Here is a 14,019-nt window from a genome sequence, read left to right as displayed (position 1 = left end):
GCCCCCGTGCTCCGGGATATGCAGGAAGGGACACACCCCCCCCGCAGGAAGAGGTCTCCATGCGCAGCCAGGACGGTGCCGAGAAGGCAGACGCGGCGCGCGGGCCCGGCTGGGCCCGGAAGCCGGGGGCCGCGGCCGCCGCACCCGCCACCGAGTGGCTCGCGCTCCAGGGCAGCGTCGGGAACGCCGCCGTCGTCCAGATGCTGCGGGCCGCCGGGCATCCGCACTGCGGCCACGAGGAGGCGGAGCAGCCGGTGCAGCGCGCGGCCGTCACGGACGTGCTGCGGTCGTCCGGGCGGCCGCTGGACAGCGCCGTCCGCAGTGAGATGGAGTCCCGGCTCGGGGCGGACTTCTCCGACGTGCGCATCCACACCGACGCCGCCGCCAAGGCATCGGCCGCCGGGGTCGGGGCCCGCGCCTACACCTCCGGGCACCACGTCGTCATCGGTGACGGCGGGGCCGACAAGCACACGCTCGCCCATGAGCTGACCCACGTCATCCAGCAGCGCCGGGGGCCGGTCGCCGGTACGGACAACGGCTCCGGGCTCCGCGTATCGGACCCCTCGGACCGGTTCGAGCGCGAGGCCGAGGCGAACGCGACACGGGTGATGAGGGGACCGGCACCCGAACGCGGCGAAGGCGCCGAACACCGGGCGGACGCGAGGACGGCCGCCCGGACCGGTGAGGCCGTGCAGCGTTACGCCGACGTCGACGTGAACGGGGAAGTCCTTCGGGCGTCCGAGAACGGTCTCTTCCTGACACGCCCCGACACCCCGTACGTCTGGGTCCGGGAGGACGCGCCGGCGAGCAGTGTCGCGCCCGCCCTGAGGCGGGCGGACAACAACGGGATGCAGTGGAACGGCGGGACGTACTTCCGGCACTGGCTGGGCGGCGACGTCCAGCAGGACTGCCTGCACGCCGCCGAGGAGATCATCAACAACCGTGTCCGCGAACTCGATTGGGGCGAGGGCGAGTACAGCACGATCGAGACCACCGACAAGCGCTACGGTCCGACCGAGGTGTTCGGTCAGGCGGACCCGACCAATCGCCGCCAGGCCCGCCAGTTCGCCGGCCCGAAGAATGAGATGGCCGATCCCCGGGCGGGAGAGGCGTTCGTCATCGTGGTCACCAAACCCGACCCGGAGAAGGAGATGAGTCAGTTCCACGCCGGCGCGGTGGTGGCCCGCGACGGTAACGACTGCGTCGTCCTGCAAGCCTGGTCGGATGGGAACAGCCCGCCCAACCTGGCCGCGGCCGACTCCGAGATCTACACGGTGGGAGACCTCCAGCGATCGTTCCACGCGGCCTACGGCGCGCCCGACGCCTACTTCGGAACGGTCGGAACGACGACGGTCGTCATCAAGTCGCACCCTGAGGTGGCCAGGCAAGCGTGACCGCGGGCGAGGTCCCCCTCACAACCCCGGCGCCCCCCACACCGGGAACCAGCGCGACAGGTCCCGCTCCACGCGCAGGTCGTCCCCCAGCGCGGCCCGGACCTCCAGCTCCAGCCGGTTGTCGCGCTTCTCGGTGCCGCCCGGGACCGGGGCGAACGGGTAGAACGTGCCGCGCTTGTACAGGTACACCAGCGCCAGCGCACGCCCGTCACCGTCCCCGGCCCCGTCCCGGAAGGCGACCAGCGAGCACAGCAGCTGCGGGCCGAAGCCGCCGTCCTGGAGCAGGGTGTTGACCGCGTGCAGGTCGTTGACCAGGGCGGCGGTGTCCCCGGGCGGTTGGCGGGCGAGCAACCAGGTGTAGCCGTACGCGTCACGGCTGAACTCCACCGGGACGCCGCCGCGCCCCGTGTCCGCGTCGAGCAGTTCGCGCACGTCCTGCTGGACCCGGGCGAAGGCGGAGCCCTCGACGCCCGCGAAGCACACCGAGCCGAGACCCGTCGGCGTGAGGCCCGTCGCGGCCTGGAGGGTCAGCGCGGCGGACGGGACGGCGAAGAGCTGGTCGAGGTCGGGGCGGACCGGTTTGCTGCGGCCCAGGATCGTGTCGAGCAGGCCCACGGGGACTCCTTACGGGCGGACGGGCCCTCACGGACGGGCCCTCACGGACGGGCCCTCACGGACGGGCCCTCACGGACGGGCCCTCACGGACGGGCCCTCACGGACGGGACAGGTCGGCCGAGATGCGGGCCAGCTGGTCGAGGCGCTGTTCCAGCGTCGGGTGCGTGGAGAGCAGCCGGCCGATGCTCTCCTTCGAGGCGAAGGCCGGGACGAAGTAGAAGGCGTTGTACGGCTCCGCCTTCCGCAGGTCCTCCGTCGGAATCCGGGCCATCTGGCCGCTCACCTTGGTGAGGGCGGACGCGAGGGCCGAGGGGCGGCCGGTGAGGAGGGCGGCCGTGCGGTCGGCGGTGAGTTCCCGGTAGCGGGAGAGCAGCCGGGTGAGCAGGAAGCTCAGCGCGTAGACGACCGCGCTGACCAGCGGGATGAGCAGGACCAGGATGCCGATGGGGTCGTTGCCGCGGCTGTTGCGGGCGAAACCGCCCCACAGCGCGACCCGGGTGATGATCCCGGCCAGGACGCCGAGGAACGAGGCGATGGTCATCACGGCCACGTCCCGGTGCGCGACATGCGACATCTCGTGCGCGAGGACGCCCTCCAGCTCCTCCGGTTCGAGTCTGCGCAGCAGCCCCGTCGTCGCGCAGACGAGCGAGGACTTCTGGCTGCGGCCGGTCGCGAAGGCGTTCGGCACATCGCTCTCCGCGATCGCCACACGTGGTTTCGGCATATCGGCAAGGGCGCATATCCGGTCGATCGCCCCGTGCAGCTCCGGCGCCTCGGCGGGGGAGACCTGCCGGGCGCCCATGCTGAACGCGGCGATCCGGTCGCTGAACCAGAACTGGGCGACGAACATCCCGCCGGTGATCACCAGGATCACCGGCCAGGCCCCGCGCAGCACCGCCAGGAGCACGCCGACCAGCACCACGTACAGCAGCCCGATCAGGAACATGGTGGTGACCATGCGCGTGGTCAGGCCACGGTCGGCGGCGTACCGGCCACGGGTTCGGGCCATGGTGGACCTCCGCTCCTCGCCTCCCTCCATGGTGCTCCTCGGCGGCCGAAAGTGGATGCCGGTGCTCCGTTCGGCGGGTATGGCCGAACATCACCTAGGCCAGGTAGATGCCTGAGGCATCTAGTGAGGGTGATCGGCAGGACCACCACACCCCCCTCGTTGCGAGGTCCGTCATGACAGAGACCCAGTCCGAGCCCCAGCCCGCGACCGTCGACTTCCCGCAGAACCGCTCCTGTCCCTACCACCCGCCCACCGGCTACCCGAGCGCGAGCCGCGGGCAGCGGCCGGTGTCCCGGGCCCGCCTCTTCGACGGCCGTACGGTCTGGCTGGTGACCGGCCACACCGAGGCCCGGGCGCTCCTGTCCGACCCCCGGCTGTCGTCCGACCGCTTGCACCCGGGCTTCCCGTTCTTCGCGCCGAGGCTCGCCGCCGTCGAGCAGCGGCGCGTCGAACTGATCGGCGTGGACGACCCGGAGCACAACGCGCAGCGCCGGATGCTGATCCCCAGCTTCACGGTCCGGCGGACGGCGGCGCTGCGGCCGCGCATCCAGGAGACCGTGGACCGGCTGCTCGACGCGATGGTGGCGCAGGGGCCGCCGGCCGAGCTGGTGGGGGCGTTCGCGCTGCCGGTGCCGTCGATGGTCATCTGCGCGCTGCTCGGGGTGCCGTACGCGGACCACGAGTTCTTCGAGGACCGCTCACGCAAGCTGCTGCGGGGACCCGGACCGGCGGACGTGACCGAGGCCCGGGAGGACCTGGACGCGTACTTCCGCGACCTGATCGAGCGGAAGCGGCGCGAACCGGGCGACGGGCTGCTGGACGAGCTGATCGCCGAACAGCTGGAGACCGGGGCGGTGGAGCGGGACGCGCTGGTCCGCCTGGCGGAGCTCCTGCTCGTGGCCGGCCACGAGACGACCGCGAACATGATCTCGCTCGGCACGTTCACGCTGCTCCGGCACCCGGACCAGCTCGCCCGGCTGACCGGCGGCGGCGCGGACGCGGTGCCGGCCGCCGTGGAGGAGCTGCTGAGGTTCCTGTCCATCGCGGACGGGCTGTCCCGGGTGGCGGTGGAGGACATCGAGATCGGCGGGGAGACGCTGCGGGCGGGGGAGGGCGTGCTCCTGTCCACCGCCGTGGTCAACCGGGACGCGGCCGTCTTCGAGTTGCCGGACGAGCTGGACCTCGGGCGCGGGGCGCGCAACCACGTCGCCTTCGGCTTCGGCATCCACCAGTGCCTGGGCCAGAACCTGGCCCGCGCCGAACTGGAGATCGCCCTGACCGCGCTCTTCCGCCGCCTGCCGGGTCTGCGGCTGGCGGTGGAGCCGGAGGACGTGCCGTTCAAACCGGGCGACACGGTGCAGGGCCTGCTGGAACTGCCGGTGACCTGGTGACGGAGGAGAACCCCATGCGGATCGACATCGACAAGGACGTGTGCATCGGCGCGGGCCAGTGCGCCCTGGCGGCCCCGAAGGTGTTCACCCAGGGCGAGGACGGCCTCAGCGAACTCCTGCCGGAGCCCGAGCCGGGCCCGATGGTCGCGGAGGCGGTACGGGCGTGCCCGGTGGGGGCGATCAGGGCGGGCGGCTGAGGGGCCCGCGCGTTCTCGGCCTGTCCGGCGTTCGGGGGCGGAACCGCTGCCGTGGTGTGCGGTGCACCGACACAGGGGACCGAGCGCCGGGGAGCTGGTCGCCGAGCACCGGCGGTCGCCCGGTGGGGCCGGGGCCGGGTGACGGTCCGGACCCGTCCGCACTCCGTCCGGATACGCCGGCGGCGGACCACAGGCGTGGTCCGCCGTCGGTGAGACAGGACCTGGGAGCGCGGGGTCACCGCGCGTCGCCCCAGCGGGGGTTCGTTACTTCGCCGGCTTCTTGCCGGTGATGCCGAGGTGCACCAACTGCGCCAGGTTGGGCTTGATTTCGGTCTGCTTGACGCCCCAGGCCGTGAAGCCCTTCTGGTGCGAGGCGACGCCGGCCAGCATCACGACCAGCGAGCCCGCCATCGCGGCGGCGCTGATGTCCTTGTCGACCTTGCCCTTCGACTGGAGCTCCTTCACGGACTCCGTCAGGGAGCCGGTCACGGAGTTCAGGACCTTCATGCGGATCTTGTTGAACCGCTTGTCGCCCTCCGCCGCGCCGAGGTCGATCACGCGCAGGATCGCGTCGTTGCGCCGCCAGAAGTCGAGGAAGCCCTCCACGAGTTGTTCGGAGGTCTGCCGGCCCGCCTTGCCGACCCAGGAGCGCCCGGCGACCAGTTCGGTCAGCCCGGCCCCCTCCTTGGCGACGTCCTCGGCGAGTTCGAGGACGGCGCCCTCGACATCGGGGAAGTACTGGTAGAAGGTCGCTGGTGAAGTCCCCGCCCGCCGGGCGACGTCGATGACTTTGACGTCCCGGTACGGCGAGGAGCTGAGCATCTCGCTGAGGCAGTCGAGCAGCTTCTGCCGCGTCGCCTGACCGCGTCGACCGGCCACGCGGCCGTCGACGGTGCGTACTTGTCCTGTCATGCCGTCAGCTTACCGACGGGTGATCGGAGCGCGATTCGGCCGAAGCAAATGGGGAACGGGGCCCTGCCCGCCCCCCGCGGCGGCCCTTCGCCGCCCACAGGCCGAACAGTGTTATTAACAGCCTGTGGATAACTTCGGTGGATAACTTTCGAACCTGCGTTCGCAAGTGAAGGTTCCGGGGCGCGCCGCACGCACCGTGAAGCTACCGTGACTGTGACGGGCGTCACCCGCGACGGAAGGATCCGGACCCATGGCCGCGTTCGCGCAGTCCGTACCGTGCTGGGTGGATGTGCAGCTCCCCGACCTGGAGGCGGGCAAGCGCTTCTACGGCGGACTCTTCGGCTGGACCTTCCGCCCGGCCGAAGGCCCCCGCGCCGACGCCCTCAGTGACGGGAAGCTGGTCGCCGCGCTGGCCGCGAAGAAGGACGGGCGGATGCCGACCGCCTGGGGCGTCTACTTCGCCACCGACGACATCGAGGCGTCGGTCACCCGGATCCGCGCGGCCGGCGGACAGGTGATCACCGAACCCGTCCCGGCCGGGCGCCACGGCGTGCTCGCCCAGGCCGCCGACCCGGGCGGCGCGGTCTTCGGACTCTGGCAGGCCGGCGAGCGCGAGGGGTTCCAGAAGCGGAACGAGCCCGGTTCCTTCTGCTGGACCGAGGTCCACACCCGGTCCAAGGAGCGCGTCGACCCCTTCTACGAGGAGGTCTTCGGCTTCCGCTGCGCGGACGTGGACGACTCGCCCCTGGACGTTCCGGACACCGACGAGCACCGCGTGGACTTCCGTACGTGGTCCCCGCCCGGCACCGAACCGGGCCCCGAGACGGCGGTCGGCGGGCGGAGCGTCATCACGGCCGCGTTCCCGGCCGAGCTGCCCAGCCACTTCCTGAACTACTTCAACGTGACGGACTGCGACGACACCGCCCGCACCGTCCAGCGGCTCGGCGGCCGGGTCACCGAACCCCCGCTCGACATCCCGTACGGGCGGATGGCGGTCCTCCAGGACGACCAGGGTGCCGAGTTCGCCGTACTTCAGGAGCTTGTGTCCTGATACGGGCGGAGAGGCACGGGACACCCCGATCCGCCCCCGGGTTCGCAACCGGGGCCCCGGCCAGGAACAATCGGGGTGCGCACCGCCGGGCCGCGCCCACTGATGAGACGCTGCACACGGCGGGATTTTCGCGGGCCTCTGTTATCTGAGGTCCGTACGGGGAGGTGGCAAGTAGTGGAGCAGCTGACGCAGCACGACCCGAGGCGGATCGGCCCCTTCGAGGTGCTGGGACGGCTCGGGGCCGGCGGCATGGGGCTGGTCTATCTGGCCCGGTCGGCGTCGGGCCGCCGGGTGGCGATCAAGACCGTCCGTACGGAACTGGCCGAGGACCAGCTGTTCCGGGTGCGCTTCACACGCGAGGTGGAGGCCGCGCGCGCCGTCAGCGGCTTCTACACGGCCGCCGTCGTGGACGCCGACCCGCGCGCCGCCGTGCCCTGGCTCGCCACCGCGTACGTACCCGCCCCCTCGCTCGAAGAGATAGTGAACGAGTGCGGGCCCATGCCGACCCAGGCCGTGCGCTGGCTGGCGGCGGGGATCGCGGAGGCCCTCCAGTCCATCCACGGGGCGCAGCTCGTCCACCGCGACATGAAGCCGTCCAACGTGCTCGTCGTGGAGGACGGCCCCCGGGTCATCGACTTCGGCATCGCGTCCGGCGTCTCCAACACCCGGCTCACCATGACCAACGTGGCCGTCGGCACCCCGGCGTACATGTCACCGGAGCAGGCCCGGGACTCGCGGAGCGTGACGGGGGCCAGCGACATCTTCTCGCTCGGCTCGACGCTCGTCTTCGCCGCGACCGGGCACGCACCGTACCGGGGGGCCAACCCGGTCGAGACGGTGTTCATGCTGCTGCGCGAGAGCCCCGACCTGTCCGGCCTGCCGGACGATCTGCGGCCGCTGATCGATTCGTGCATGCAGAAGGATCCGGGACTGCGGCCCACCCCGGCCGACCTCCAGGCCCAGCTCGCCCCGCACCTCTTCGCCTCCGGCGGCGGGGACGACGACGGCGGTACGGCTTCCGCGTGGCTGCCGGCCGCCGCGACCGAGCTGATCGAGCGGCGCAGGGGCGGTGGCCGTACGGCTCCGCCGGTCGCCCCGCCCCCTCCGCCGCCCGAGCCCGTCGCGCCGCCGCGGTCCGCCGAGACCGCGCCGCACCGGCCGCCCGGCACGGACTGGGACGGCCCCTGGCACAGCGGAGCCCCCGCCCGCCCGTCGGCCCCGCCCGCGCCGGTGCCGGACGCCGGGGGGCCGGTGCGGCTGACCGGGGTCCAGGTGGAGATCGGGCCAGGGCCCCGCGTCCAGGACGTCCGCGCCTCGGCCTCCGGTGCCGACGCGGGCCCGGCGACCGGCTGGGTCCGCCCGCCCGCCGGGGTCAACGGCACGCTCCCGCCCGTCCCGGTACCCCCTCCGGCGCAGGCCCCCGACGCCGCGCAGTCCGGGCCCGCCCGGTGGCGGCCCTGGCGGTTCCGCATGTCCAACGACGTGTGGGGCACGCCGGTCGTGGTCGGCGACCTGCTGTACGTCACGTCCTTCGAGGTCCACGCGCTGGACACCGGCAACGGGCGGCGCCAGTTCAAGACCCGGGACGTCGCCTGGGCGATGGCCGTCGAGGGCGGCCGCATCCACGCGTCGGACGGCCCCTCCCTCTACGCCCTGGACGCCGCCAGCGGCGCCGAGCGGTGGCGGGTGGGCACCGACGCCTGGGTGTACGCGCTGAAGGCCGACCGGGGCACGGTCGTCACGGCCACCCGGGGCGGCGGCGTCCAGGCGTGGGAGGCGGCGACCGGCGAGCAGCTGTGGGACCTGAGCGGCGCGCAGACGGACTTCGAGACGCCGGAGGGCGGGCCGGTCATCCACGACGGCACGGTGTACGTCTGGCAGGACGCCCGCCTGAAGGCCCTCGACGCCCGGACCGGCGTCGAGCGCTGGTCGTACCCCATCGGCGACGCGGCCTCCTGCGGCGGCGTACCGGTCCGGGTGACGCCCGCGCCGGACGGTTACGTGTACGTCGCCGCGGGGACCCGGGTGCTCGCGGTGGACATCGCGGCCGGGCACGTCCGCTGGCACTTCGAGTGCCCCGCGGTCTTCCTGTCCCCGCCCGCCTTCGCCCCCGGCCCGGCCGTCACCGGCGGCGGGGTCTACCTCGCGGACTACCTCGGTACGGTGTACGCCCTGGACGCCGCGACCGGCAAGGACCGCTGGCGCATCGCCACGGAGGCCCGCCAGTCGGCGGAGCCGGTGCTCGTCGTCGCGGGCAACGTCCACGTGGGCAGCGGCAGCGCGCTGTACACCCTCGACGCCGTCACCGGCACCCCGAAGTGGCGGTTCGCGGCGGGCGGCGAGGTGGTGGGCGCCCCGGTCGTCGCGGACGGCCGCGTCCACTTCGGCTCCGCGGACCACGTCCTGTACACCCTCGACGCGGCGGGCGGCCAGCTCCGCTGGAAGCTCGCCACGGGCGGCGAGATCACCGGCTCGCCCGTGGCCCGGGGCGGCGTGGTGTACGCGTGCAGCAAGGACCGCTGCGTGTACGCGCTGGACGCGCTGAAGGGGACGGGCACGGGGGCGCGCACCCGGTGACGCCCAGCCCGTCCTCAACCGCCGGGCGGGCTTGATCTGTCAGGCCCCGCGTCGGGGTCGTCGCCCTCCGGTTCCGGCCACGGGCTCGTCTGGACCGAGGGTCCGGGCTCGCGGGTCGGGGGCCAGGTGTCGGGGTCGGCCGAGTCCGGGGCGTCGTACCGCCGGACCCGGCGCCGGCGCCCCGACATCACTCCGGCCCCCAGCAGCATCAGCACACCCCCGCCCCCGGCCAGCGCGACGCCCACGTCCAGGCCCGATCCGTCGCCCGCGACGGCCAGGCTGTCCGTCACCTGGAAGACGCGGACCATCCACAGCACGGTGAACCCGAGCACCACCACGCCCGCCACGGCGACCAGCGCACGGGAGCGGAGCACGACCCCGAGCACCGCCACCACCGCCGCGCACAGGAACGGCAGCCACAGGGAGCCGAACAGGCCCCCGGACTGGGTACCGGCCGCACCGGTGCCGGTGAAGAGGTCCCCGAGCCGGTAGTGCCGCCCGAGGCGGCCGTCGTACCAGTCACGGAAGGGGCTCAGCACGGCGGCCGCCGCTCCGGCGAGAGCGAGGACCGCACCGAGGACGTTGCGGATCATCTCCGTACCTCCAGAGCGCTCTCGCTCCGACGCTACGCCGCCCGTGTGACGGCCGCCACCAGACGGGGACGAGACCGTGACAGGGCCATGACCGGCCCGCCGGTCATCCGCGCCATGCTGTGCGTTACGGTTCCGTGGCGCCCGGCCACCCGGGCCGGCGGCGCACAACAGCACACAAACGGGGGCGGATTCGATGAGACGGCAGCACGTCAAACTGACGGTGGTCCTGGTCGCGGTGGTACTCGCGCTCACCGGCTTCTCCAGCGGCAGCCACGGCGGTAAGAGCAAGAGCGGGAAGAGCCGGTCCAGCGGCCACAGCAGCGGCGGCGGCGGCGGGTGCTCCAACTCCAAGAAGAGCAACGGCACCTACCACGACACGGACTCCGACAACGACTACGACGACGACTACGGCTCGTCGAGCGGCTCCTCGGGCTCCACGTACACCGACCCGACCCCCACCGCCACCGCCTCGGACGCCCCGCGGGTGTACGTCTTCCGCTGCGCCCGGCCCGCGAAGGGCAAGCGCAAGGCGGTCACCGCGTCCACCGTCCGCCTGACCCCGGTCGCCTCCGGCACCCACACCTACGAGGTCGACGTGACCTTCCTGGACGCGAGGGGCGGCGTGGTCGACACGGGCGAGGCCACCGTGGAGGCCGACTACGGCGACACGAAGACCGTGTCCGTCCGGATGGACAGCCCGCGCCTGGTGTCCCGCGTGAAGAAGTGCCAGGTCACGGCCGAGCTGAGCTACTGAGCGCACCGACGCGCGAACGCGGCGGCCGCGGCGGCTTCCCCTCCGCGCCGCCGCGGCCGTTCCCCCCGTGCAGGTTGGACTAGTTGGGCTTCGGCGCCGAGGCGTGGGCGTCGAGCGTGGTGATCTCCTCGCCGGAGGCGTGGGCATCGGCCGGCTTGAGGGGCTCGCTGGAGGCGTGGGCGTCGAGCGTCGTCAGCTCCTCGCCGGAGGCGTGGGCGTCGGTCGGCTTGAGAATGCCGTTGTTGTCGGCCATGAAGGTCAACTCCTGAAAGCTGAAGCGTGGATGCAGTAGATGGTGTGCCCGGCCGGCGGTTCCCCCGTTGATCGCCGGCCGGGCGCACCGGGGCCGTTCACCTTAGTGGTGAGGCCACCCGGCGATCCGCCTGCCCCCCGACGCGACGGATCGATGAGGAGAGAGTGGCCCGGCGCGATAAACGAATGATGAACGAGCCGGGAGGGCTCAGAACACCGACGTCGACTCCAGCAGGACACGCACGTCCTCGGCCTCGGTCGAGCCGAGTTCTTCGAAGACGGTCAGCGCCTCCCGCCAGCACGCCTGCGCGCGATCGGTCTGACCGAGCGGCATGAGGCTGAGGCCCAGCACGGTGAGGACGTTGGCGCGCCGCCACTCCCCACCGATGCCGTGCAGAACGGCGAGCGCCTGTTCGGCCAGTGCGGCGGCCTGGGCGTGCTGTTCGTCGGCCAGGTCCACCTCCGACAGCCGGAACAGGGTCATGCCGTGCCAGAAGCGCTGCCGGCTCTCGCGGAACACGGTCAGTGCCTCGGTGAGTACGTGGCGTGCCTCGGAGGTCTGACCCGCGCCGGTGAACGCCAGGCCGAGCGCGTACTTCCCGTTGGCCAGCCGGAGCGCCTGCTCCCTGCCGTCCGACTCGTAGAGGGCGATGCCTTGTTGGGCCAGGCTCACCGCGCTCGTCTTGCGGTCCGTGGCCAGGTGCACCCTGGACATGTTGCACAGCGCGGACGCCTCGCCCGACTTGTTGCCGTCCGCCCGGAAGGCGTCCAGGGCCTGGGCGAAGTGCGCCTCCGCTTCGGCGTGCCGGTTCTCGTACAGGGCGATGATGCCGAGCTGGTTGGGTGCCTGGCTCGACGAGACGGGGTCTTCGGCGGCCAGGCCCAGTTCCAGGGCCCGCCGGGCGTCGCTCTTGGCGTCGGCGAAGCGGCCGGAAATGCTGTGCACATGCGTCAGCATCGTGCGCGCCCGTGCCTCGGCCCTGACGGCACCGGCCGCCCGGGCCGCCTCCGACACTGCTGTCGCGGCCTGGGTGAACTGGCGTGAGTTCGCGCCTGATTCGCCGAGATCGACGGCGGCCATCAGAAGGTCCGCGGCCTTGCCGACCGTGTCCTTCGCCGCGGACTGCCGGGCACATGCGAGGACCCCGTTGGATTCGCTGAAGAGCCAGTCCAGTGCTTCCGTCGGCGTGGTGAACGCCAGGCCGGGGCGGCGGGTGGGTTCGAAGTGGTCGAGGACCCGCTCTCCCGGCCGCTCCAGCGCGTACACCCCCGCGGCCGTCGCCAGGTAGAAGTCCAGCAGCCGAGACAGCGCCTCCTCCCGCTCCCCGGGCTCCTGCTCGTCCCGCTCCGCGCACGAACGCGCGTACAGGCGGACCAGGTCGTGGTAGCGGTAGCGGCCCGGGGCGGCGGACTCGACCAGGGACGTGTCGACCAGGGCCTCCAGGAGGTCCTCCGCGGTGTGCGGGTCCAGGTCGAGGAGGGCGGCCGCGGCGGCCAGGGAGATGTCCGGGCCGTCCGCGAGGCCGAGGAGGCGGAAGGCGCGGGCCTGGGCCGGTTCCAGCTGGCCGTAGCCGAGTTCGAACGTGGCCTTCACCGCGAGGTCGCCCGCCTGGAGCTCGTCCAGGCGGCGGCGCTCGTCGGCCAGCTTGGCGGCGAGGACCGAGACGGTCCAGGTGCGGCGGGAGGCCAGCCGGGAGGCGGCGATCCGGATCGCGAGGGGAAGGAAGCCGCACGCGGCGACCACGTCGAGCGCGGCCTTCCGCTCCGAGTGGATCCGCTCCTCGCCGGCGATCCGGGTGAAGAGCTGGAGCGCCTCCTCCGGCGACATCACGTCCAGGTCGACCAGGTGCGCGCCCGCCAGGTCGACCATCCGCACCCGGCTCGTCACCAGCGCCGCGCAGCCCTCCGTGCCGGGGAGCAGCGGGCGGATCTGGGCCGCGTCGTGGGCGTTGTCCAGGAGCACCAGGACCCGGCGGCCGTCGAGCGTGGAGCGGTACAGCGCGGCCCGCTCGGCCAGCGACTCCGGTATGGCCGAGTCGGTGGTCCCGAGCGCCCGCAGGAACGCGCCGAGCACCGTCTCCGGCTCGGCTGCCCGGGCCCCCGCGCCCTGGAGGTCGACGTACAGCTGACCGTCCGGGAAGTGCCGGCGGGCCTGGTGGGCGACGTGGACGGCGAGCGTGGTCTTGCCGACGCCCCCGATGCCGGCCAGCGCGGAGACGGCCATCACGGACCCCTCCGCCGTGGCGAGCCGGTCGCCCAGCTCGCGCACGAACGCGTCCCGGCCCGTGAAGTCCGGGACGGTCGCGGGCAGCTGGGCCGGGCGGACCGGCGCCGCGGCCGGTGCCGGGTCGTCCGCAGGGCGGGCCAGTTCCTCGTCGGCGCGCAGGATGCGCTGCTGGAGCCGGCCCAGCTCCGCGCGCGGATCGACCCCCAGCTCCTCCGCGAGCAGCCGCCGGGTGTCGGCGTAGACGGCCAGTGCCTCCGCCTGCCGGCCGCTGCGGTACAGGGCCACCATCAGCAGCTCCCGCAGCCGCTCCCGCAAGGGGTGCGCGGCGGTGAGCGCGGTCAGTTCGGAGACCGCCTCCGCGTGGCAGCCGGCCTCCAGGTCCAGATCGAGCCGGGTCTCGGTCAGCTGGAGCCGCCACTCCTCCAGGCGGGTGCGCTGGTACTCCGCGTACGGACCGGGCACCGAGGCCAGCGCCTCGCCGTCCCACAGGCCCAGCGCCTTGTTCAGCAGGGCCCGCGCCGCGTTCCGGTCGCCGCCCGCCCGGGCCTTCTCCGCTCCGGCTGCCAGCTCCTGAGCCACGGTCAGGTCCAGCGCGTCGGCGCCGGTGCGCATCGCGTACCCGCCGGAGTCGCTGACCAGTGTGTCGGTGCCGAGGACCTTGCGGAGCCGGGAGGCGTAGGTGCGTACGGCGGCCAGCGCCTGCGAGGGCGGCTCGTCGCCCCAGATGCCGTCGATGAGTTCGGCGGCCGTCGCCGTGTGCCCGCCGCGCAGCAGCAACGCCGTCAGCAGCGCGCGCTGCTGCGGCGATCCGGACGGCAGTGTCTCGCCGCCGCGCCGGACCCGTACGGGACCGAGTACGGAGAAGTGCAGCGCGGCCTCGTCCTCCGGGCCCCGCTCGGGCGTCCGCTGCTGCGGTACGCGTACCCGTGGCCCGTCGTCACGGCCCATTGCTGCCTCCTGTCCTGCCTGCGCACAGCCCGGCACGGTCACTGTGTCCGGATCGGTCATAGACCGTCCGGATTGCTCCATACCGTTGATATCGCCGTC

12 protein-coding genes are annotated in these 14,019 nt (G+C 73.0%); 6 read left to right on the top strand and 6 right to left on the bottom strand.

The genetic code is table 11. The annotated features are described in order from the left end of the window. Positions 1-59: 59 nt before the first annotated feature. Positions 60-1,394 (top strand): eCIS core domain-containing protein, encoded by a 1,335-nt coding sequence (locus ACN6LM_RS02405; RefSeq protein ID WP_445063591.1) that lies wholly within the window; start codon positions 60-62, stop codon positions 1,392-1,394. Positions 1,395-1,412: 18 nt separating this feature from the next. Here ACN6LM_RS02405 and pspAB read toward each other — a convergent pair whose 3' ends face one another. Together pspAB and htpX are read right to left on the bottom strand one after the other, a co-directional pair. After that, positions 1,413-2,009, bottom strand: a complete 597-nt coding sequence (pspAB, locus tag ACN6LM_RS02400) for a PspA-associated protein PspAB (protein WP_445063590.1) — start codon at positions 2,007-2,009, stop codon at positions 1,413-1,415. Positions 2,010-2,106: 97 nt separating this feature from the next. After that, on the bottom strand, positions 2,107-3,018 hold the full coding sequence (gene htpX / locus ACN6LM_RS02395) for a zinc metalloprotease HtpX (RefSeq protein ID WP_445063589.1): 912 nt from the start codon (positions 3,016-3,018) through the stop codon (positions 2,107-2,109). Positions 3,019-3,191: 173 nt separating this feature from the next. On the opposite strand from htpX, the gene ACN6LM_RS02390 reads away from it, so the two are divergent. Together ACN6LM_RS02390 and ACN6LM_RS02385 are read left to right on the top strand one after the other, a co-directional pair. Continuing rightward, a complete protein-coding gene (locus tag ACN6LM_RS02390; RefSeq protein ID WP_445063588.1) occupies positions 3,192-4,409 on the top strand; it encodes a cytochrome P450 in 1,218 nt (405 codons plus the stop codon). Positions 4,410-4,423: 14 nt separating this feature from the next. Then, positions 4,424-4,606, top strand: a complete 183-nt coding sequence (locus ACN6LM_RS02385) for a ferredoxin (protein ID WP_445063587.1) — start codon at positions 4,424-4,426, stop codon at positions 4,604-4,606. Positions 4,607-4,870: 264 nt separating this feature from the next. Here ACN6LM_RS02385 and ACN6LM_RS02380 read toward each other — a convergent pair whose 3' ends face one another. Then, positions 4,871-5,518, bottom strand: coding sequence for a TetR family transcriptional regulator (locus tag ACN6LM_RS02380; RefSeq protein ID WP_445063586.1), 648 nt, complete (start codon positions 5,516-5,518; stop codon positions 4,871-4,873). 250 nt (positions 5,519-5,768) lie between these two features. On the opposite strand from ACN6LM_RS02380, the gene ACN6LM_RS02375 reads away from it, so the two are divergent. Together ACN6LM_RS02375 and ACN6LM_RS02370 are read left to right on the top strand one after the other, a co-directional pair. After that, positions 5,769-6,569 carry a VOC family protein gene (locus tag ACN6LM_RS02375; RefSeq protein ID WP_445063585.1) on the top strand — a complete coding sequence of 267 codons (801 nt, stop codon included), beginning with the start codon at positions 5,769-5,771 and terminating at the stop codon, positions 6,567-6,569. A gap of 174 nt (positions 6,570-6,743) precedes the next feature. Beyond that, positions 6,744-9,146, top strand: coding sequence for an outer membrane protein assembly factor BamB family protein (locus tag ACN6LM_RS02370; protein WP_445063584.1), 2,403 nt, complete (start codon positions 6,744-6,746; stop codon positions 9,144-9,146). A 14-nt stretch (positions 9,147-9,160) separates the two neighbouring features. Here ACN6LM_RS02370 and ACN6LM_RS02365 read toward each other — a convergent pair whose 3' ends face one another. After that, positions 9,161-9,739, bottom strand: a complete 579-nt coding sequence (locus tag ACN6LM_RS02365) for a hypothetical protein (protein WP_445063583.1) — start codon at positions 9,737-9,739, stop codon at positions 9,161-9,163. Positions 9,740-9,932: 193 nt separating this feature from the next. Here ACN6LM_RS02365 and ACN6LM_RS02360 point away from each other — a divergent pair, with 193 nt between their 5' ends. After that, positions 9,933-10,493, top strand: coding sequence for a hypothetical protein (locus ACN6LM_RS02360; RefSeq protein WP_445063582.1), 561 nt, complete (start codon positions 9,933-9,935; stop codon positions 10,491-10,493). 79 nt (positions 10,494-10,572) lie between these two features. Here ACN6LM_RS02360 and ACN6LM_RS02355 read toward each other — a convergent pair whose 3' ends face one another. After that, on the bottom strand, positions 10,573-10,746 hold the full coding sequence (locus tag ACN6LM_RS02355) for a hypothetical protein (protein WP_445063581.1): 174 nt from the start codon (positions 10,744-10,746) through the stop codon (positions 10,573-10,575). A 207-nt stretch (positions 10,747-10,953) separates the two neighbouring features. Continuing rightward, positions 10,954-13,920, bottom strand: coding sequence for a BTAD domain-containing putative transcriptional regulator (locus tag ACN6LM_RS02350; protein WP_445063580.1), 2,967 nt, complete (start codon positions 13,918-13,920; stop codon positions 10,954-10,956). Positions 13,921-14,019 lie beyond the last annotated feature (99 nt).

It is taken from the genome of Streptomyces sp. SAS_281 (assembly GCF_052542855.1).
This window is presented reverse-complemented; position numbering and strand designations above follow the sequence as displayed.